This window comes from Mycoplasma feriruminatoris (genome assembly GCF_000327395.2).
Taxonomy (GTDB): domain Bacteria; phylum Bacillota_I; class Bacilli_A; order Mycoplasmatales; family Mycoplasmataceae; genus Mycoplasma; species Mycoplasma feriruminatoris.
This window is the reverse complement of the sequence record NZ_CP091032.1, coordinates 633,175-655,271: the sequence shown is the minus strand read 5'-3', so window position 1 is coordinate 655,271 and position 22,097 is coordinate 633,175. Positions and strand designations below refer to the sequence as shown.

General features: G+C 23.5%; 22 protein-coding genes. 21 read left to right on the top strand and 1 reads right to left on the bottom strand.

Annotated features, from left to right (window positions below; genetic code table 4):
* Window positions 1-58 precede the first annotated feature (58 nt).
* From D500_RS02865 to D500_RS02785, 17 genes are all read left to right on the top strand, one after another.
* A complete protein-coding gene (locus D500_RS02865; protein WP_008363790.1) occupies window positions 59-814 on the top strand; it encodes a pseudouridine synthase in 756 nt (251 codons plus the stop codon).
* A 9-nt stretch (window positions 815-823) separates the two neighbouring features.
* The gene (locus D500_RS02860) at window positions 824-1,438 is read left to right on the top strand and encodes a deoxynucleoside kinase (protein WP_008363791.1); all 615 of its coding nucleotides are present in this window, start codon (window positions 824-826) and stop codon (window positions 1,436-1,438) included.
* 9 nt (window positions 1,439-1,447) lie between these two features.
* On the top strand, window positions 1,448-2,161 hold the full coding sequence (locus D500_RS02855; RefSeq protein WP_008363793.1) for a YebC/PmpR family DNA-binding transcriptional regulator: 714 nt from the start codon (window positions 1,448-1,450) through the stop codon (window positions 2,159-2,161).
* Window positions 2,162-2,259: 98 nt separating this feature from the next.
* Entirely contained in the window at window positions 2,260-3,087 is an 828-nt protein-coding gene (locus D500_RS02850) for a hypothetical protein (protein WP_008363795.1), read from the top strand.
* 426 nt (window positions 3,088-3,513) lie between these two features.
* A complete protein-coding gene (locus D500_RS02845; protein ID WP_008363797.1) occupies window positions 3,514-3,807 on the top strand; it encodes a lipoprotein in 294 nt (97 codons plus the stop codon).
* A gap of 119 nt (window positions 3,808-3,926) precedes the next feature.
* The gene (locus tag D500_RS02840) at window positions 3,927-4,127 is read left to right on the top strand and encodes a hypothetical protein (RefSeq protein WP_239759406.1); all 201 of its coding nucleotides are present in this window, start codon (window positions 3,927-3,929) and stop codon (window positions 4,125-4,127) included.
* Between the two features lie 428 nt (window positions 4,128-4,555).
* Complete coding sequence (locus tag D500_RS02835) at window positions 4,556-4,636, top strand: lipoprotein (protein WP_230197107.1); 81 nt, start codon at window positions 4,556-4,558, stop codon at window positions 4,634-4,636.
* A complete protein-coding gene (locus D500_RS02830) occupies window positions 4,614-4,889 on the top strand; it encodes a hypothetical protein (RefSeq protein WP_040538493.1) in 276 nt (91 codons plus the stop codon). Before D500_RS02835 ends, D500_RS02830 begins: the two co-directional genes overlap by 23 nt.
* A gap of 322 nt (window positions 4,890-5,211) precedes the next feature.
* Window positions 5,212-5,661: a PTS sugar transporter subunit IIA gene (locus D500_RS02825; protein WP_008363803.1), complete on the top strand. Its 450-nt coding sequence runs from the start codon at window positions 5,212-5,214 to the stop codon at window positions 5,659-5,661.
* A gap of 11 nt (window positions 5,662-5,672) precedes the next feature.
* Window positions 5,673-7,481, top strand: a complete 1,809-nt coding sequence (locus D500_RS02820; RefSeq protein WP_008363805.1) for a PTS ascorbate-specific subunit IIBC — start codon at window positions 5,673-5,675, stop codon at window positions 7,479-7,481.
* Entirely contained in the window at window positions 7,481-8,131 is a 651-nt protein-coding gene (locus tag D500_RS02815) for a ribulose-phosphate 3-epimerase (RefSeq protein ID WP_008363807.1), read from the top strand. The genes D500_RS02820 and D500_RS02815 overlap by 1 nt, the downstream gene beginning before the upstream one ends.
* Before the next feature lie 178 nt (window positions 8,132-8,309).
* Window positions 8,310-9,008 carry a lipoprotein gene (locus D500_RS02810; RefSeq protein ID WP_008363809.1) on the top strand — a complete coding sequence of 233 codons (699 nt, stop codon included), beginning with the start codon at window positions 8,310-8,312 and terminating at the stop codon, window positions 9,006-9,008.
* A 280-nt stretch (window positions 9,009-9,288) separates the two neighbouring features.
* Complete coding sequence (locus D500_RS02805; RefSeq protein WP_008363810.1) at window positions 9,289-11,130, top strand: ABC transporter ATP-binding protein; 1,842 nt, start codon at window positions 9,289-9,291, stop codon at window positions 11,128-11,130.
* A gap of 642 nt (window positions 11,131-11,772) precedes the next feature.
* Window positions 11,773-12,933, top strand: coding sequence for a hypothetical protein (locus D500_RS02800; protein ID WP_239759404.1), 1,161 nt, complete (start codon window positions 11,773-11,775; stop codon window positions 12,931-12,933).
* A 27-nt stretch (window positions 12,934-12,960) separates the two neighbouring features.
* The gene (locus D500_RS02795) at window positions 12,961-14,508 is read left to right on the top strand and encodes a coiled-coil domain-containing protein (RefSeq protein WP_008363814.1); all 1,548 of its coding nucleotides are present in this window, start codon (window positions 12,961-12,963) and stop codon (window positions 14,506-14,508) included.
* A 64-nt stretch (window positions 14,509-14,572) separates the two neighbouring features.
* Window positions 14,573-16,828, top strand: coding sequence for a hypothetical protein (locus D500_RS02790; RefSeq protein WP_008363815.1), 2,256 nt, complete (start codon window positions 14,573-14,575; stop codon window positions 16,826-16,828).
* Window positions 16,829-16,969: 141 nt separating this feature from the next.
* Window positions 16,970-17,671, top strand: coding sequence for a hypothetical protein (locus tag D500_RS02785; protein ID WP_008363818.1), 702 nt, complete (start codon window positions 16,970-16,972; stop codon window positions 17,669-17,671).
* Between the two features lie 97 nt (window positions 17,672-17,768).
* On the opposite strand, the gene D500_RS02780 is transcribed toward D500_RS02785, so the two are convergent.
* Window positions 17,769-18,329: an inorganic diphosphatase gene (locus D500_RS02780; RefSeq protein ID WP_008363820.1), complete on the bottom strand. Its 561-nt coding sequence runs from the start codon at window positions 18,327-18,329 to the stop codon at window positions 17,769-17,771.
* 131 nt (window positions 18,330-18,460) lie between these two features.
* Between D500_RS02780 and D500_RS02775 the strand changes: the two genes are divergently transcribed.
* The 4 genes from D500_RS02775 (at window position 18,461) to der (ending at window position 22,097) form a co-directional block, all read left to right on the top strand.
* Complete coding sequence (locus D500_RS02775; protein WP_008363822.1) at window positions 18,461-19,348, top strand: ECF transporter S component; 888 nt, start codon at window positions 18,461-18,463, stop codon at window positions 19,346-19,348.
* Between the two features lie 69 nt (window positions 19,349-19,417).
* Window positions 19,418-20,113, top strand: a complete 696-nt coding sequence (locus D500_RS02770; RefSeq protein WP_008363824.1) for a hypothetical protein — start codon at window positions 19,418-19,420, stop codon at window positions 20,111-20,113.
* Between the two features lie 8 nt (window positions 20,114-20,121).
* The gene (gene cmk / locus D500_RS02765; RefSeq protein WP_008363827.1) at window positions 20,122-20,790 is read left to right on the top strand and encodes a (d)CMP kinase; all 669 of its coding nucleotides are present in this window, start codon (window positions 20,122-20,124) and stop codon (window positions 20,788-20,790) included.
* The gene (der, locus tag D500_RS02760; RefSeq protein ID WP_008363828.1) at window positions 20,790-22,097 is read left to right on the top strand and encodes a ribosome biogenesis GTPase Der; all 1,308 of its coding nucleotides are present in this window, start codon (window positions 20,790-20,792) and stop codon (window positions 22,095-22,097) included. The genes cmk and der overlap by 1 nt, the downstream gene beginning before the upstream one ends.

Here is a 22,097-nt window from a genome sequence, read left to right as displayed (position 1 = left end):
TGATATTATAAAAAATACATCCAATAGCTTTTGTTATTGGTTTTTTTAAGGAGAAAAAATGAGCTTAGAAAGGTTACAAAAAATAATTAGTTCTCGCGGGTATTGTTCTAGAAGATATGCTGAAAAACTAATTTTAGAAAATAGAGTTAAAGTTAATGGTCAAATCATCAATACTTTAGGAGTTAAAATTGATGTAAAAGCTGAAATTAAAATAGATAATAAACTAGTTGTATCTGATTCAAATAATCAAAAATATTATTATTTATTTTATAAACCAAGATTAGTTCTAACTACTATGCATGATCCTAAAAAAAGAAAAACTGTAGCTGATTATTTTAAAGATCTAGATCATAGAGTTTATCCAGTTGGAAGATTAGATTATGATGTTAGTGGTTTATTAATTATGACAAATGATGGAGAGTTATCAAACTTTATTATGCATCCAAAATATGAGTTTTTAAAAACATACCAAGGATTGTGTCAAAACCAAGTTACAAAACAACAAATTAATGAACTAATTAAAGGTGTATATATTGATGATAATTATTTAACTAAAGCTTATGATGCTAAATTAGTTAAATATGACAAATTAAAAAATGTTTCAATTGTAGAACTAACAATTAATGAAGGTAAAAAACATCACGTTAAAAAAATGTTTGAATCAATCCAAGCTCAACTTTTAAAACTTAAAAGAACTAAAATCGAATTTTTAGAAATTGCTGATTTAAAACCAGGTCAATATCGTGAACTAAAAACTCATGAAATTAAAAAGCTTTATGGAATTTATAATTCTTTAAAAACAAAAAACAAATAAAGGAGCAAAATGAAAATTGCAATTTTTGGTACTGTTGGAGCAGGAAAATCAACAATTTCTAATGAAATTAGTAAAAGATTAGGTTATGAAATTTTTAAAGAACCTGTTGAAGAAAACCCTTATTTTGAACAATACTATAAAGATTTAAAAAAGACTGTTTTTAAAATGCAAATTTACATGCTAACAGCTAGATCTAAACAACTAAAACAAGCAAAAAACTTAGAAAATATTATTTTTGATAGAACTTTATTAGAAGATCCTATTTTTATGAAAGTTAATTATGATCTTAAAAACGTTGATCAAACTGACTATAATACTTATATAGATTTTTATAATAACGTAGTTTTAGAAAACTTAAAAATTCCAGAAAATAAATTAAGTTTTGATATTGTTATTTATTTAAAAGTATCAACAAAAACAGCTATTAGTAGAATTAAAAAAAGAGGAAGACCTGAAGAGTTGTTAATTGGTGATGAATATTGAGAAATTTTAAATAAAAATTACGAAGAGTTTTATAACAAAAATGTTTATGATTTTCCATTTTTTGTAGTTGATGCTGAATTAGATGTTAAAACTCAAATAGAATTAATTATGAACAAACTAAACTCTATGAAAAAAAATTAGGAGTAAATTATGGGAAGAGCACATGAAGTAAGAGCAGCTTCAATGGCAAAAACCGCTGCTAAAAAGTCTGCAGCTAATGGAAGAGCTGCAAAAGAAATTTATATGGCTGCAAAGCAAGGTGGAGTTGATCCAAACTCTAATTTATCTTTAAGATCAGCAATAGATAAAGCTAAAGCAAACCAAATACCAAGAGATGTAATTGAAAGAGCAATTAAAAGAGCTGCTGGTGGAGATGCTGAAAACTATGTATCTAATCGATATGAAGGAATTGGTCCTGGAAATGTTGCTATACTTGTTGATACTTTAACAAGTAATGTTAATAGAGCAGCTGCTATGATTAGAGAAACTTTTAATAAAAACAAAGGTAATCCTGATGGAAAAGTTAGCTTTTTATTTGAAGATGTAGCTATTTTTGCTTTTAAAAATAAAAAAGAAGATGAAGTTTTAGAAGCTTTAATGTTAGATGAAGTTGAAATTAATGATTTAGTTAGTGAACAAGACACTATTATAGTTTATGCTCCTTTTAAAGCTTATAATAGTGTAAAACAAGCACTAGATAAATTAAATATTACTGAATATTTAATTTCTGAAACTAGAGCTGTTCCAATTGATAAAACAATCCAAATAAATGACGAACAAACTAAATTACAATTACAAACTTTATTAGACAAACTAGATGAACTAGAAGATGTACAGGATGTATATCACAATGCAGAGTTGTAGAAATACAACTTTTTTATTTACATTTATTAGCTAATTAACTAATAATACTAATAAAATATTATTAAGTTTATTTAAAAAACAATAAGTTAGGTGGTTTTATGAGTTTTAGTGTAATTAACTTTGTACTTCTAATAGTTAATTGTTTGTTTATATTTTTAATACTACTAATTTATTTATTAACTACTAGAAGTTATTTAAATCACCAAGTACCTTTTATAAACTCTAGTAATCTAGTAATTAATTCAACTGATATTAATAAAGTAATTAGACAGTTTCAAGTAATGTTTAATTTAAATGATTATCAAATCATTTATACTGATACTGATAATATGATTAAAGTTTATAAAAACATTAATAAAAACAAAAAACAAATCATGATTAGTAAATATATATTTGAATCAGTTGGTTATGAATTAGATTATTTAATTTCAAGGTTATGAATTTCAGCAAAACAAGTACAAAAAGATAATTTAATAAGAACATATAGAATAACTATTTTAACTATTCCTACTTTACTAGTAATACTTTTAAGTTTAAGTATGTGTGGCAATTTCTTTTTATTTATTTATAATGCAATTACAGATATTTTTGAAGTTAATAATTTAACTAGTAATCAAAATAATATGAATAATAGTTTTTTATATAAACTATGAAAGTATATGATATTTAATTATTTAAGTTTTTCATTTATTATTTGTTTATTTATTAACTACTATATTTCTATAGCTATTAAAAATAAAATAGAACTTTATTATAATACTGAAGTAAGTAAGTTAGTTTCAAGCTCATTAGAAATGTATGAATATGATTTTAAAGCAGCTAGAGTTTATGCTTTATCTATTAGATGAACATACATTCCTGTTTTTAAAATAAACAACTTTTGAACTAATCATTACAAGTGAACTGGTCCATTTACTATAGTTTAGTTAAATAGATTAGTTAAGTAGTTTAGTTATATAAAAGATATTTGTTTAGTTATTTATTTGATATTAGTTTAGTTATATAGTTAATATTTGTTTATTTATATAGTTAAACTATTTATATAAAACTTTTAGGTAAATATAATTTAATTATTAATAAATTTATTTAGTAAATCTTATTACTAATATAGGTGTTCTATATCAGTAATAAGATTTTTTGCATATTTTATGATTGTTTTTTTTTTTTTTTTATTTTTGCTATTGACTAAATATATTTGAATGTATTAATATTTATAAGTAAATTTTTAAAGGAAATCATTATACCACTTTTTCTTTTTTAAAATTACATATTGACACATTTTATTTATTATTTATAATAATTCATACAATATAAATCAGATAATTAGCAAGTTTATTTTATAGGAGAAAAGAATGAAAAAATTATTAACATTATTAGGATCGGTTGCAATTGTTGGTTCATCAGCAGCTGTTGCAGTTGCTTGTGAAACTAGAGCTCTTAGTTCACTTGTAAGAAGAAATGGAGAAACTAGTGCTCAAAAATCAGGAGAAAGCCCCGAAAATGGTGGTGAAATGTTAGGAGATGACCCTGGTGCAGGTGGATCTGTTGAAGAAGTTAAGAAAAAACAAATAGGTGAATTAGAAGAAAAAATTAGTGAGGCTAAAAGACAATTAAGAGAAGCTAATGAAAAATACAAAAAGCTATAGAAAAAGGTAAACAAGAAGATCCAACAAATAAGGGTAATGTATCTCAACAAACAGCAAAAGAAATTGATAAAACTGAAAACGATGCATTAAAAGCAAGCAAAAATTTACAAGAACTTGAAATGGAATTAGCTAAATTAACAGGTGCTCAACCAGATAAAAAAGAAAAAGAAGCTCAACCAGATAAAAAAGAAAAAGAAGCTCAACCAGATAAAAAAGAAAAAGAAGCTCAACCAGATAAAAAAGAAAAAGAAGCTCAACCAGATAAAAAAGAAAAAGAAGCTCAACCAGATAAAAAAAGAAAAAGAAGCTCAACCAGATAAAAAAGAAAAAGAAGCTCAACCAGATAAAAAAGAAAAGAAGCTCAACCAGATAAAAAAGAAAAGAAGCTCAACCAGATAAAAAAGAAAAAGAAGCTCAACCAGATAAAAAAGAAAAAGAAGCTCAACCAGATAAAAAAGAAAAATAGTATTAAGAAAGCGTATTATAAATATAATTTAATAAATAAACTAAAAAATGTAATAGATAATAGACTTTTAATAGTCTATTTTTTTTATAAAAAACCAAAATCTTATTAATTTTAAGAAATTTTATTATATAAAAAAGTTTGTTAAATTAAATTTTTAAATATATCATATTTTTATATTAAAAAAACAATACTGCATTTATATATATTTTATATATAAATGCTTTTATGCTATATAAGTCAGATATTATCTAATTAAACTAGTTATTTAAGGAGGTAATTTTAATGATAAAATTATTAACTTTATTAGGATCAATTAGCATAGTATGTTCAACAGCATCAGTTGCAATTGCATGCACATGATAAATTATCTGCTATTTCAAATAACAACACAAGTTCAGAACATCCAAAAGATTCTAAAAATTCAAATGAACATTCAAAAGAAAAAGATAAGGAATCGGAAAAGTCAAAAACTAGTGATAAAACCGAGCCATCAAAGCCAACAGATGAACAAACTAAACAATCTGAAGAATCAGAGAGTAATTCAAGAGAATCTAAACCAAATGGTGGATCAGCCGGAACTGCTAATTCATCAGAAACTACAACTAATTCAGAATAACCAACAGAATCTGGAAACGCATCTGAAAAACATTCAGAAACTCCCAAAAGTGGTCAAGGAACTAGTCCAAGCAATTCAAGTCCTGGGCGCACTTCATCTTCTTCATCAAATATAGATAACCTATATATGGAAGACCACAACACAATAAATTAAAACCAACAAAAGAAGAATTTTTCATTCTTCTTTTTTGTTTCAAAATAACTATTTTTAAAATTCAAACACTATAAATTTAATCTCTAATCTACCTTGTTTCATTTTTTAATTCTTTATTCATATTTAGAAATTATAAAATTAAAGTGTGTTATTAAAATAGAAAGGTATTATGCTATTTAAAAAAGAACTTGTAACTTATATAGATACAAAAATAGATTCTTGACAACAAGCTATATATGTTGCTAATGATTTATTAGTAAAAAATGATTATGTAGATAATGATTTTTCAAAAGAAATCATAGAGCTTACAAATCAAATAGGACCATACTATATCATAGCTTCACAAATAGCCTTACTTCACTTAACACCAAAAGATAAATGAAAAGATAAAAATAATGCTATTAGTTTAACTGTTTTTAAACATCCAATAGCTTTTAAAGAAGAAAAAAGATATCACGTTAAATATTGTTTATCTTTATTTGCAAAAGATGATCATTCACACATTGATCTTTTACAAAAATTTGCAACTTTATTTAACAACAAAGAGTTTTTAGATGAATTAGAAAAAGTACAAAACACACAAGACTTATTATTAGTTTTACAAAAATATGATAAGTAGAAAGGATTAAAATGGAGTTTGGAAAATACATTTTAAATTTCTTTACTGAATTTATTGGAACTCCAGCTATATTAGTAGCACTGTTTGCTTTTATAGGTTCTTTATTACAAAAAAAGAAATTTACTGAAAGTTTAACTTCAACAATTAAAACAGCAATTGGGTTTTTAATTATTGGGGGTGGGGCTGGTATTATTGCTGGCTCTATTCAAAAACTAGGTTTTGCATTTGACCTTTTATTTCAAAGAAACGGAGCTATTGCAAATAACGATGTTCTACCAGGTTTATTTTTAAGTATTTCAAAAATAGTTTTAGCTGGATCATTAATTATGATTTGTGCTATGTTTTTAAATATAGTTTTAGCTAGAATTAGTAGATTTAAATATATTTATTTAACAGGACATGTGTTATTTTACTTTTCAACAATGTTTGCAAGTGTAATGCACGTTGCTGGACTTAATTTAGATCAAGCTAAGAACTTAACAACTGTTGTTATTTCAGGAGCTTTATTAGTTTCTATTTATATGGTTTTAACTCCAGCTTTATTAAATAAGCACGTTGTTAAAATTACAAATAATAACAACTTAGCACTAGGTCACACTGGTTCTTTAGGTTATTGATTATCTGCTGTTATTGGTTCTGGGTTAGCAAAAATTAGTAAAAAACCTTCACGTTCTACTGAAGATGTTAAGTTTCCTAAAGGTTTAGCATTTTTAAGAAATACTAATGTTGCTATTGGTATTACTATGTTATTACTTTACTTAATAGTTTACTTTACAACTTTTGGAGTGCATGGTTATCAAAAAATGGTTGAACACAACATTATTGAAAATGGAAAAGATGTGTTTGTTCAAGGGTTATTACAATCTCTAACTTTTGCAGCTGGAGTTGAAATTGTTTTAATTGGAGTAAGAATGTTTATTGCTGAAATTATTCCATCATTTCAAGGAATTTCTCAAAAAGTAGTTCCTGATGCAAAACCTGCTTTAGATTGTCCGATTGTCTTTCCTTATGCACCAAATGCAGTTTTAATTGGATTTATTTCATCATTTATTGGTGGAATAATTGCAATGGGGATTACTATTTTAATTGTAAGTATTAAAGGAATTAATGTTAATATTTGAATTATTATTATTCCAAGTATTGTTCCACACTTTTTTGTTGGAGCTACTTGTGGAGTATTTGGTAATTCAACAGGTGGAATTAAAGGAGCTATTATTGGATCATTTGTAAATGGATTAATTATTTCATTTGTTCCATTCTTATTTATTGGTTTACAATTAATTCCAAACATAGCTGATTCTAAACAACATATTGCTTGAGGAGATGGTGACTTTTTATTAGGTCTTCCTATTGGAGTTTTACTAAAAGCAATTGGAAGTAAAACAGCTATTTGAGTTTTACCAATAATTAGTATAATTAGTTGAGCTATTTTACCACTATATAGTTTTTTAACTAGAAAAAAAGTAGTTAAAAACAATGATAATAAAACTAAAGCAGAAGTTGTTGAAAATAAAAAAGCTATTTTAACAAGTAAATATGATCTTAAAAAACAAAATAAAATAGTTGCAGTTTGTGGTCAAGGTTTAGGTTCATCATTACTAATTGAAATGAATTTAAAAAATGTAGTTGAACAATTAGATTTACCAATAATAGTAACTCATACTAATTTAAATTCATTTGATCCAAATGATGAATCTATATTAGCTGTAGTATGTGGAATAGATCTACAAAACAGTATTAACTTTGAACGCAAAATAGTTTTAGAAAATCTATTAGATCAACAACAAGCAAAACAAAAAATAGAAGAGTTTTTAAGTTAATGAAAATTACACCATCAATTTATTGTGCTAATTTGATTGATTTAAAAACTGAAATTAATAACTTAATTAGTGCTGGAATTGATCAAATTCATTTTGATGTAATGGATGGGGTTTTTGTTAAAAACTATGCTTTGTCAAATAAATTACTTGATGAAATTAAGTTACAATTTCCTAGTTTGATTATTGAAGTTCATATTATGGGAATTGATTTATTAGATAAAATCAATTTATTTAAAAATACCGATTATTTAAGTTTTCATATAAATGCAACTAATAGTTTAGATGAACTTAAACTATTAGTTGATGAAATTAAAAAACATAATTTAAAAGTAGGATTAGTTTTAGATCTTAATAATCAAATTGATGAAATTAAAGAGTTATTAGATCAAATAGATCTAGTTACTTTTATGTCTATTAAACCAGGGTTTACTGGACAAGAGTTTGATAAAAGTACTTGAACTAAGTTAGAACAAATTAAAGAACTAAAAACTAAATATCCTAATTTAAAGTTTCAAATAGATGGTGGAGTTAGATGAAACAATATTAAAAGACTAATTGATAAACAATTAGATTTTATAGTTGTAGGTTCTTTATTGTTTAGTGAAGATAATTATTTAGAAGTAATAAATAAAATAAGTAAGTTAATATAAAATTTTGTTGTTTTAATATAGTATTTTTAGATTGTTTTAACAACTTAAAGATTTTGTAATAGTATTTTAAATATAAAATACTATTTTTTTGTTGTTTTTATTTATGGTTGTTTTTAATAGATGGTATATAATAATTTTTGACGATATTATTATTCTATTAGCCTATGAAAGGATAGAAATGAAGAAGTTATTAACAATATTAGGTTCAGTTGGTTTAGTAGCTACAACTGGTGCTGTAGTTGTTGCATGTGGACAAAAAAGTGCAATGAGTGATAAAAAACAAAGTGAAGAAAAAATTGTTTTAGAAAAATTAATTAAAACAAGAGAATTGGGTTTTGTTAGCAAGAACGATAATGAAACAATAAAAAAAGCTTTCACTAAACAAAATTTAACAAAAGAGGTTAAAGATAAAGTTGATGTAGAAGTTAAAGCAAATAATAATGGGGCAAATAATGGAACAACAACTAATGGTGTATCAAATGATAGCGCAATAGTTACTTTAAAAGAAAAAAGTAATGGTGGTAACAGCAAATCATTTACTGTAGTTTTTGATGTAAATAATGATTTATCTAAAATAGTAAAAGTTACAAAATTAAAAAGCTTAGCAGATAATAAAGATGAAACAATTATAGCTGCACTAGATAAAGCTAATCCTAAAGCTAATTTAGATAGTTCTAAGTTAATGATTGAAAGAAAAGATAACAAGATTGTTTTAAAAGCAAAAAACGGTGATTCAACTTATAAGAATCAAGTTGAAGTTCACATTGAATCTAAAACAGGGGTTTATGTAGGTTTATCTCTACTTTCAGTAGCTTTATTAGCTTCTTCTGGATTTATTATTTATAGAAGTGTAAAAAAGAAAAAAAAGCAAATGTAATATAGATAAGGCATACATAAGTATGCCTTTTTTATTTTTAATTTAAAAAAAAAAAAAAAATAAAACAAAACCTCCTTATAAAAAAAGCCTTTTATAAAGGCTTTTTATTATACTTATCAACATTATAAAATGGTTGTGGGAGATATTTTAGGGTTGTTTTTTAATTTTTTTTTTGTAAAAATAAAAATAAGATTTGAGACAACTAAAAAATACAAAACATAAACTAAATAATTGTAATCTAGTTGGGTTTCAAATCTGCATATATAGTACAAAGGAAGATATGGTAGGAAATGTTTCAAAAAAACTACAAGTTGATTTATCAAATGAGAAATACTTAGTTGTAGTAGATAATTTTTATAAAAAATTTAAAGATATAGAAATTGGACCTTTTTCATTTAATATTGAAAAAGGAAAAATTACTGCTTTATTAGGAAGTAGTGGTTCTGGAAAAAGTGTGTTTATTAACTCTTTACTAAGAACAAGCATTAATTATCAAGGAAGCATTTTTATTAACCAAAAAGAAAGAAAAAATAACGATTCAATTCAAAACAATTCTGATATTGGATTTTATTCACAAATGGACTTTTCTTTGTACTCAATCTCAGCTTATGATTTTTTATACAATATGTGCTATGTCATGGGTTTAGAAAATAAACTAGTTAAACAAAAACTAGAATATTGATTAAAAAAGTTCGATTTATGAGAAGCTAAAGATAAACCTTTAAAAAGTTTTTCTTGAGGAATGAAAAACCGTATTAACTTAATTTTATGTTTTATAAAAGAACCTAAAATCTTAGTATGCGATGAACCTGGAGCTAATCTGGATTCTTATTGAAGAAAACAGATTTATACAATTCTAGATGAATTTAAGAAAAACTCTAATAGTACTATTATTCTAACAGTTCATAATATAGATGAAGTTTATGATATTATACAAAACTTTATTATTTTAGAAAAAGGTAAATTACTATTTTCTGGTTCTAAACAAGAACTTAATTTGTATAAAAAAACAAAGATTACATTCGAATATAATATCTTACTAGAACAAGTAGAAAAAATTTTAAATCAAAACGATATTTTAACTTTTAATCTAGATACTAATAATAATTCTTTAGTAATTGGTTTAAAAGAATATCAAAGTATTAGTGATGCTTTAGATGTTTTAAAAAAACATAATCTTTATGTAAAAAGCTTAGATACTTTATCAATTGATATTGATATGATTAAAAAAGCTTTAGAAGATAAAATCACTAAACATATTCCAAAATATCAAAAAAACTCAATGAATTCTTTACAAAAGAATTTAGAATATAACAATCAATTTAGTTTTAATAAAACTACAAATGATATTTCTAATATAACCAATTGTCCTGATACAACTTCAAATAATGAAGTTGAAATAATAAATAATAATAATAATAATAATCTCCCTGTAAATAATTTATTTAACGATTTATTACAAAAAACATTTTTAAATATGTTTGATGAAATAAAGAACTTAAAACAACAAGTTAATCAAAACAATTTAGATAACTATGAAAACATTTTAGATGATTTAAAAACACAAATAAGTAGTGTTTTAGAAATCAAAAATGATTTTTTAGAAAAAATAGATGAATTAAAAGAACAAAATGATACTTTTATTAATTCAGATAGTCAAAATATAAATAACGTTTTAGATCTCAAAGATTTTATTAATAAACAGTCTAATAAAATTCAGCAAACACTTTTTAAACAATTAAAAAATATGAACAATCCTTCTAAACTAAATAATCACTCTAATTCTTTTAAAAATTCTGATTTAAGTGATGAGTATTTAGAATTAAAATCTCAATTAGAGATGTTAAAATCACAAATCAATCACAACTCTATAACTAATAATTCATTAGAAAATCAAGAATTAAATAGATTAAAATCTGATATTTTAACTCAAAAACAAGAATTAGAACAGTTTAAAAAAGAATTATATTTTGAAAAAATGCTTAATGAAAAACTAAATAGTTTTGATAATAAATTAAAAGAAAGAGAAAGTATTTTAGAACTAGAAAGATTAAAACAAGAAATCAAAGAAGAACAAAACAAACTACGTGAGTTAATGTTCTTAGAAAAACTAACTAAATAGTTAAAGATCTAAAATATGTCTAAATCTTTTAAAAAGTCTAAAAAACCTGAAGATTCTTTTAATCTTATTAAATATAAAAAAATACCTTTTAGTAAACTGATTAAATTTTGTTCTAAAAATCTATTAAAAGAACGTTTGTTTTATGTTTTAAACTTTTGTAATATTTTAGTTTCCATTTTAATAGGAGTTCTACTAGGTTTTGTTAAACAAGGCAATAAACAAGTTATTATCTTTAATTTTTACATCCTATTTTTTACTTGCTGTTTATTATTTGTCCTTATTTTAAAAATGATTCAATTTTTCTTTAATAAAAATCTAGAAGATAAAACAACTTATATTGTTTTAACAAACCAAGTTAGTAGATCAAAGTTTTTTATTTCACAATACTTTTTAATGAATTTAATTATTGTAATAAACATTTTACTAAGTTTTGTTTTTATCAATTTAGCTTATAGTATTTTTAATAGTTTTAAATATGATAGTTTTATTTTAAAAATGACATTAGTATATCTTTTGTATAATTTGTTTGCCTCATTTTGTCTAATTAATTTTATAAGTATGTTAATGTTTCTTTTCTCTTTACAAACTACAACTATAATTTGTACTTTGCTTGTCAGTTTATGTTTTGTAGCAAATATACCAATGTCATTTGTTAAAGCTAATGAAAAAAGTTATAATATTGAGTTTTTAACTAAAGATAAAAATTTAGAAATCTTTAAATTAAATGATGTTTATGATACATACACATTAAATAAAAACATTTTAGAAAACAAAATTAAATATCCTTATTTATCTAAATATATTTACAAATATTTTATAGATAATAAATTTTTAAAAGATCAATTTAGTAATAAAAAAAACATTGATTTAAGAATAAAAATGTGAGATGAACTAGGTTTAATCAATAAACAAAAAGTTATTATTAATGAAAATGATCTAAAGTTGTTTTCAAAGCCCTCAAGAAACAACAAAGTTCCAAGTAGTTGAACTAGAAATGATTTATTTGATTTAACACTAACTTTAAATAATACGTTTATTTCAAATGAACAATTAGATGAATTAATAATCAATACAACTAATTTAGATAAAAAAAATATCTTATTAGATTTTAAAAATTTTTCAAAAGAAATTAATAATTATTTTAAAAACGATTTACAGACTAGTAAGTATGATTTACTATATGATTTCTTGTTTTTAGATGATTTAAAAAATAGTAATTATTTAATAAAAAAGAATAATTTAAATCAGATATATCAGCTAAGTAAAACTGATCTTAAAAATATTTATGAATATGAATTACTAGCTGATACTAGTGATGGTTTTAAATTTTATAATTCTAAAAATCTAATAAATAAATTAAATTTTAATCTAATGTATATAGCAAGAATACTTGAAAATTATTTTATTAGATATTCTAGTAATTACACTATCCTTTCTACTTCTCGTGTTTTAAAAGATCAATTAGATTGATCTACTTACTTTACAACTAGAACTAAAATGAAATATTTTTCATATCTTAACTTATATAACGGACTATGAACTTTTTATACTAGTAATTTAGGTTTTTATTATAAAGATATCTGATTTGCTCCAGCTTCAGATTCATTTATAAAATTAGAAGATCAAAAAAATTTATTTTTAGGTTATCTAGAATATGATCTAGAACTTTTAAAAAACGATGTTATTAGTAAAAACACTACTAATAATTACACTAAACCCAGATTGTATTTAATTATTTTGCTTATAATAAATGCTTTTAGTTTTTTAATAGCTTTTTTGAAATTTAAGAAAAAAGATTTTTAGCTATGAAACTAAAAAGAAAGGAATACAATGAAAGGTCTACTAAAATTATTATCTTTAGTTAGTTTTTCAACAGTTTTAGTTGCTCCAGTTGTTGCATGTGAAAAAACTGGTGCTCAAGAGGGTGATAAAAACCTTACTCCTACTCAGCAACTAGAAAAACTAAAAAGTGATGTTGAAAAAACTAAAGAAACTACAAAAAATTCAAAACAAGTTTTAACAGAAGTAACAAATTCATTAACAAAAGCTAATGAATCACTTGAAAAACTAGAAAAATCAGAAGTTTCTAAAGAAACAAAAGAACAACTTACAAAACTAAAAGAGGATTTTAATTTTGTAAAACAAAAAGCAGATGCAGCTAAACAAAATTTAGATGCAGTTGATAAAGTACTTAATGATCTAGAAAAAGATAAAGCAGCTTTTTCTGAAGAAAAATTAGCTGAATTAAAAAAACAATTTGCTGATATGAAACAAAATTCAGATCAAGCTAGTTCAAATTTAAATGAAGCAAAGGCTAAACTAAAACTAGCTGAGGCTACACTTAATAAATTTGTTGTAGATGATCAATTTAAAGAAGTTCAAAGCACTTTAGATTTAATCAAAAGTAAGTTACAAGAAGTTGAACAACAACTTACAAATTTAGTGAATGGTAAAGCTATTAAAGAAAAACTAAATGAAATAAATGAGGGTGTTAAAAAAGTAGAAGCAAAAGTAACATCATCAAAAGAAGTTTCAAAAGGAGTTTCACAACAACTAAAAGTAGCTGAAGATGCACTTAAAAAAGTTACTTCTTCAAACCTTGCTAAAGATGAACTAAACAAAGCTAAAAAAGCAATTGATGATGCTAAACAAAAAGTTCAAACTGTAAGTCAACGCTTAGGAGATCTTGAAAAAGAATTAGAAGCATTGAAAAAAGTTGTTGAAAAAATAGAGTCATTAAATAAATCTTTTGAAGGAGAACTTGGTCAGTTAAAAACTTTAAAAGATTCATTACAACCAATTGAACAACAACTTGGAAAACTAGCTACAGCACTTAATGATTTAGAAAAATCTGCAGATAAAGAAAAAGATTTAGCTGCAGCAAAACAAACCTTTAATGATACAAAACAAAAATTTGATACTGTAGAAACTTCTTTACAACAACTTGAAACAAAAGTTGCAGGGTTTAAAAAACATGTAAATGATCAAAATAAAGATGATGCTACTGTAAAAAAAGAACTTGAACAAGTAAAAGCAACATTAAAAGATTACAATGATAAATTACAACAAAACAAACAAGTAGTTGAAAAACTAGAAAAAGCAGAATTTTCTAAAGAAAAATTAGATAAGGTAAAACAAGATTTTAGTGAAGTTGAAAAATTACTAAAAGCGGTTAAAGATAAATTTGATGAATTAGCAAAAACATATAAAGTAGATAGTAATACTGAAACTAAAGACAATAACACTGAAACTAATTCAAACGCCGATGCTAACTCAAATACAAGCACTGAAACTAACACAAACGCTAACAATAACACTGAAACAAACACAAGTACAACCACTGAAACTAATACTACTAATAGTGATAAAAACAAGTAATTAAATAGTTAATATATTTTATTCTTAAAAATCAAAAAACATTTAATTAGAAAGAATAAGCATAATGAAAAAACTACTTAGAGTATTAGCAATTTTTGGTTTTGCAACAATGACTACAGGTTCAGTTATAGCATGTACAAAGCAAAAACCTCAACCTAAAAAACCAGATCAATCCAATACTTCAGATAGTAATACTGATACATCAGATAATAACACAGATAACTCTGGTGATGAGCCTATTGAAGAAGTTATTGATCCTAATAGACATCATGATAGTGATAATGATAATGAAGCTGATGATAATGATACTAATGATAATGCATCTCAAATTAGACAAAAAAACGATCTAATTCAACAATTTAATAGTGAAATAAGAGACGTTTATAATGAAACTATAAGACCTTATATTGTTTCAAGAACAGCTATTTTGTCAAAAAAAACAAAAGATGATGATAAAGATTTTTTTGCAAGACAAAATTTTTCTAAATTGGGTAAAAAATTAAATTCTAATAAAGATGAAGATGGTTATCAAAAATTTTATGATAACCTTGATAAAAAAGAACAAAGTGAGTTTAATAAAAGTTTAGAAAATATTTTAGATATAAATACTGCTATAAACAAATTCAAACAAAGATTAAATAAATTAGGAACTGATAAATATAGAATTTTGTTAAGCGATTTTAATGATAATAATTGAATTGAAGGAATTAAGTTTAGATTTGATGATTCAAAAATGAAATTCTTTGAAAATAAAGGTTCATTTGATTCAACTATAAAATTAGATATTGATTTTTCATATCGATATAAAGATAGTGAAAATCAAGTAAAAAATGAAACTATTTCAAATGAATTTGTTATTAATGTTTCAAGTGAAGAAGTAGCCATTAATTTATTAAAAAACATTAAAAAACTATGATCCGATTTATTGTTGAATAATGATGATTTATTAAAAGTTGACTTTGAAACATTAAAAAAAGCTTCAAAAGATTTAACAGTTCAAGATCTGTTAACAGCTTCAACAAATAGTTATAAATCAGCTATCTCTAAACATAATGAAGAATTATCAGAAAAAATTAAAGATAAAATTTTAGAAAAACTTATTAAAAGCAGTGGTAATGAAGTTGTTAAGAACTTTAAAATTTCATATAAAGATGATCAAGAAAGAATCGGTAGTGAAAAAACAAAGCTTAAAATTGGTTCTTTAGAACAAGTGACAGAAGACCAAAATGGTAATGGTTTGTTTAATGCAATTGCTACTGCATACAAACAATTGCATTTGTATTTTGGTGAAGTAAAAACTGATGAAAAAATAGATTTACTTGAAACTAAAAAAGGAAATGGACAATTAGTTGAAGAATTACTTGATCCATGAATTGCAAAAATGCAAAATTACAAAGACCAATTTAAACAAACTTTATTAGATACATATTCTGAATTTAATGAAAGTACAGATAAATTAGAAGAACAATTTAAAAATTCTGATATTTTTAAAAATATGTATAAAGCTGCTACTTCTTTTGAAAGTTTTGATTTACAAGGTCTACGTTTAACATTAGCAAGTGGGTATGTTCATGATTTAGGAAATATTTCTTTTAATTATGCAGTTGAATTAGATCCAAATGAAAGTAAATTAGATTTTGATAATACTAAAGAACTAAAAGAAAAAACTTATAAACAGTCTTCTATATTTAATGCATATTACAAAGGAATAGAAACATTGCTAACTCAATTTCATAAATTTTATGGAATTAAAAAAGGAAATCCTAATTTTCCAAAAGATGAGAATAATCGATGATTACCTTCTGTATCAAAAAGAATTTTATTCAATATGACTGGAAGACCAGAAAATGTCAAAACCAAAAACGATGAAGATTTTAATATTTGATCTGAATGGAAAAAATACCTAAATGGTAAAACTAAAAAAACTGCAATTACAACAGATTTATCAGAATTTTATAGTTTAGATTTTAATAGTGATGTTAAAAAAATTAAAGAAGAATACTTAATTTCTAAAATACCTGGAATTACAGAGTTTAAACTATTTCAAACTCAATATAAAAAACAAACTATAAGTTTGCAAGAAGAAAATTATAATTCAAGTTATCTTGTTTGAACTAAAGCAAAAGGTACAGAAACGGTTTTTGTACCAGCATCTAAAGGTATAATTGCAAATCCATCTGATGCAGAAAGACTTCCCTTAGAATTTGGAATAAAAACTGATCTATTCAATTGAAAACTTATAGTCCTTGCCTACTTTTCTTGGCATCTTTCAGATGTTACTATGATTGGTAATATAGAAGAACAAGCAAACACTAATTAAATCAAATGATCTCAACTACTAACAATAATTCTTAAAAGATATAATAAACATTCAAACATTAACAAGCATCAAACAACAATTTAAAAACTAAAATAATAAAAACTAATTTTTATAAAAATAATCTAAAAGGAGGTTGATTATATGAATCCTTTATTAGAAAAAAAAGTTAATGACACTTTAAAAAAAGTTAAATCAGTTATTTCAGATGCTCAAGATAATGTTAATGAACTTCAAAATGTTTTTAACAATCAATTAAAAAAACTAACTAAATATCATGTAGAAGGAACAACTAATCTAAATTCTTATCAAGAAACAAAACAAACTACATATTATTTAGCTTATTATGATAAAAAATCTAAAAGATTTAAAGAAGCTAGTCTAAATACAAGCGAACTAAGTGAAGACCAAAATGGAGATGTTCAACCAGTTGATGCTCCAAACATTGAGTATTTAGATGAATATAAAAACGTTGTTAATTTACAATCTGGGTTGAAAGCAAAATTTGTAATTGAAAAAATAAGTGAAATTTTAAACGCAATTTATAATGGTGTGGAATCATATTTAAAAGATAATTTAGGAAAAAGTTTGACATTGAATTATTATGAACAAGAACTAGCAAAAATTAATAATGAAGAATTTGTTAATCTTCTAGCTAAAAGTGATCTTAAATTTGTTGATTGAAATGCTCAGTCACTTGAACAAAAAATTATGCACATTAAAGATGCTTTAGTTGATAAAAATAATCAAATTATTGACTTAAATAGAAGAATTAGCGAACTTGACAACATGAATGTTATGATTGATAAACAACTTGATAGCATTGATGATCAAATTAAAAGATAATTATAATATAATCCTTACAACACTCCTTAGGAGTGTTTTTTAGTTAAAAAATGGATCACTAAATTAGTGATCCATTATTATTAAATTTATTAAAATATTAAGCTTGACCTAGACCTTTTTGTTTTCATTCAGCTAAAATTTCATCTTTTTGTCCTTTAGCTAAACGATCTTTGTATTCTTCAAATCTCATCTTGCATTCTTCTAGTTCTTCTAAAGCTTCTTCTAAAGTTCCTCATCCATTAATTTTTACTACTTTATTTTGTAAAGCTTTATATTGTAAAAAGAAGTTTTCGATTTCATCTCTATAGTGTTTTGGAACATCATTTAAAGTTTGATATTCTTTAAATCTTGGATCATCATTAAATACACCAAATAATTTAGTATCAACTTCTCCAGCATCAACCATTTTAATTGATCCTAAAATTCTAACATTAACTTCAACTCCTGGTAATGTTGGATAAGTACATAGTGAAATTACATCTAATGGATCTCCATCTCAATCTAATGTATTTTCAACCATTCCATATTCACCAGGATAAAAATTAGCTCCATATAAAACACGGTCAAGTTTTATTCTTTTTGTTTTTTCATCAACTTCGTATTTGTTAGATGAACCTTTTGGTATTTCAACTACCATACTAATTACATTATTTTTCATTTTAAGAACCTCTCTTTTTTTAATTTTATTTTATAACAAATAATTTTAAATAATATGATATTTATTTATTTATAAATTTTATAAATAAGATATTATTGATATAATAATTATTATATAAATGAAAGGCTATTATGAAAGAAAATAAATCATTAAAAGAACAATTAAATGATGTAGTTTGTCATACTGATCAAGATCTAGAAAAACATATTCATCACGATAAAGAGTATGAAAATATAGATCATTATCACGGAAAACATCATTTTGATAGATTTGGAAATCACGATGATATTCAAAATAGTAATTTTGAATTAAAGACTGTTTTTCAATTTAATAGAAAAAAATTAATATTTAAAATAGTATTAACTGCAATCTTTTTAGCTTTAACTGCTTCAGTTAGTGCACTTGATATATTATTAGAATCAATTCAAATTCCTGTAAGTGATCAAGTATGAATTCAATCTAGATTTTTAGATATTTCAGTTGTTTGTATTTCAATAGCTACTTTAGGTCCAATCTTTGCTAGTGTTTTAGGGTTTTTAGCTCCAATTTTACATAACATCATTCATGGAATGGAACACGGTTGAATTCAACCACCAATTGAAGCTGTTATTAATGTTTTTATAGTTTGAATTGTATTTTTAATATTTAATGTAATGTTTAATAACTCACCAATTCATCATGATACTAATAAAAATGTAGCTAGATTTAAAAGATGAACACCACTACCAATTATGAGTGTACTAATTGCTATTCTTTCAACTTTAGGATTTGTTTTAGCTTTATATTTAGATCCATCTACAAATCAAAGAGGTTTAATTTCAAATAACTCTCAACTATTTTTTCATGCAGGTCATGATCATAATCATGTTCATGAAGAAAATCAATTAACTTTTAATAACATTAATATGTTTATTGTTATTGCTGTATTTGGATGAAATGTATTAAGATACGGTATTGCTTTATTATTATTTATTTTAGTTGAATGAAAAATGAGACCTATTAATCATAGATACAAATAAAATGCCATTGGCATTTTTTTATGTTTAAATATGTTTTATTATAAAATATATGTTAGTAATAGGTGTTTTATGAATAAAGAATATACTTCTAGAAATGAATTATTTAATAAAGAAATTGATTTAGTAAATAAACAAATTAATTCTGCTAAAAGCTTAGGTGATTATAGTAAATTTATTAATAATAGTTTAAATGTTTTAAATAAATTAGATGAAAACTACTTTCAAAATATTTTTAATAATATTTATGATGAATTTGAAAAAGGTAGTTTTTATTTAGCAAAAACTAAAATTAGTCAAACTATTAATCAAGAACTTTTAAACAATATTGATAAGCAAATTAATTTATTAAAAAACTTTAGTACTAATGAGTTAGTAGATATAAAAAATTATTCTGATTTTATAGTTTTAGATGAACAAAAATTTCACTTTGTTAATTTATTAAATATGACTAAAAACATTAGTTTACATAAAAAAACAACTAGTGAGATTTTTGAAACATCACAACTAATTAATCAAGATTTTAATAATTTAACTAAACTAGATTTTGATCAAAATGATATTAAAATCACTCAAGAATTTAATGAACTAAAAGAAACTAATATTACTGATTTAATTAAAAAAACTAAAAGTGAAAATCTAAAAAAGATTTTTGAATTAGAAAGAAAAAAACAAATGTATCAAATTAAAAAGAATTGATTTTTAATTTGAATTTCTGTTTTTATTTTTATTATGATTTTTTCTTTATTATTATTTATTGTTTTATAGGAGAAAGTATGGAAAAACTAATTGTAGCTGTTGATGGAACTAGTAGTAGTGGAAAATCTGTAATTTGTAAAAAAGTAGCTGAAATTTTAAATTATACATTTGTTGATACTGGGTTAATGTATCGTGCTTTTAGTTGATATTGTTTATCTAAAAATATTGATTTTAATGATCAAAACCAAATTATTAGTTTATTAGATAGTTTTAATTATCAAATAAAAGATGATCAAATTTTTGTAAATGATATTAATGTTACAAACAAGTTAATAAGTAGTGATATTTTAAATGTAATTAATAAAATTACAATAATAAGTCAAGTTAGAAATCATATGGTAAAAGCTCAACAACAACTAGTTAAAAACAAAGGTTATATAGTAGTTGGAAGAGATATTACAAGTGTTGTTTTACCTAACGCTGATTTAAAAATTTATTTAGATTGTGATTTAGAAATTAGAGCAAAAAGAAGATTTGAACAAAATATAACAAACCATATTTTAGATAAATCATATAAACAAATTTATAATGATTTATATAATAGAGATAAAACAGATAAAACTAGATTAACAGGTCCTTTAGTTTTAGTTGATGATGCATGATATATAGATAATTCTTATTTAACAATAGATCAGGTTGTAGAAATGATTATTAATAAAATTAAAGCTTTAGAAAGTCGAAAATAATGAAAAAGAAAATTGTAGCAATTGTTGGTAAACCAAATGTTGGAAAGTCAAGTTTATTTAACAGAATTATTAAAGAAAAAAAATCTATAGTTGATGATAAACCAGGAGTAACTAGAGATCGTATTTATAGTAATGCTGAATGATTAACTAGAGAATTTATTTTAGTTGATACTGGGGGAATTAGTTTATCTGATCAATTATTTTCAAATGAAATTCAATTACAAACTCAAATAGCTATTCAACAAGCTGATGTAATTATTTTTGTTGTTGATTTTTTAAATTCTTTAGATAAAGATGACAAAATGATTGCAAAACTTTTACATAAATCAAAAAAACCTGTAATTTTAGCAGTTAATAAATATGATAAAAAAACTATTGATGATCATAATTATGAATTTATGAGTTTAGGGTTTAGTGATCTATATTTTATTTCTTCAACTCATGGAATTGGAATTGGTGATTTATTAGATAAAGTGATTTCTTATATTTCAAAAAATGATGAAATTATAGAAGATGATTCAACTAAAATTGCAATTATTGGAAGACCAAATGTAGGTAAATCTAGTTTAGTAAATTCATTTGTTAATGAAAATAGAATGATAGTTAGTCAAATTGAAGGAACTACTTTAGATGCTGTTGATATTTCTTTTTCATATAATAAAAAAAAGTATACTGTAATTGATACAGCTGGAATTAGAAAAAAATCTAAACTAAGTCAAACTATAGAAAAATATAGTTATTTACGATCATTATCTGCTATTAGTAATGCTGATATTGTGTTATTAATGATTGATGCAACAAAACCAATTACTGATCAAGATACAAATATTGGTGGGTTAATTTATGATGAAAAAAAACCTGTTATTATAGTTGTAAATAAATGAGATCTAGTTAAAAATAAAGAAGAACAAATTATTAAAAAAGAAGAAGAAATAAGAGCATATTTTAAATATATATCATATGCAAAAATTATTTTTATTTCTGCTATTGATAAAACTAGAGTAACTAAAATTTTAGATTTAGTTGATGAAATTAAACAAAATCTATCTATTAAAATTAAAACTTATGTTTTAAATGAAGTCTTAAATAAAGCTCAACTAATTAACCCAGCTCCAGATTTTAATGGAAATAGGTTAAAAATTTATTATGCAAGTCAAGTTCAAGCTTATATTCCAACATTTGTTTTATTTTGTAATAACCCAAATTATGTGCATTTTTCATATAAAAGATTTTTAGAAAATCAAATTAGATTTAGTTTTGGACTTGATAGTATTCCAATTAATTTAATTTTTAGAGAAAGAAAATAA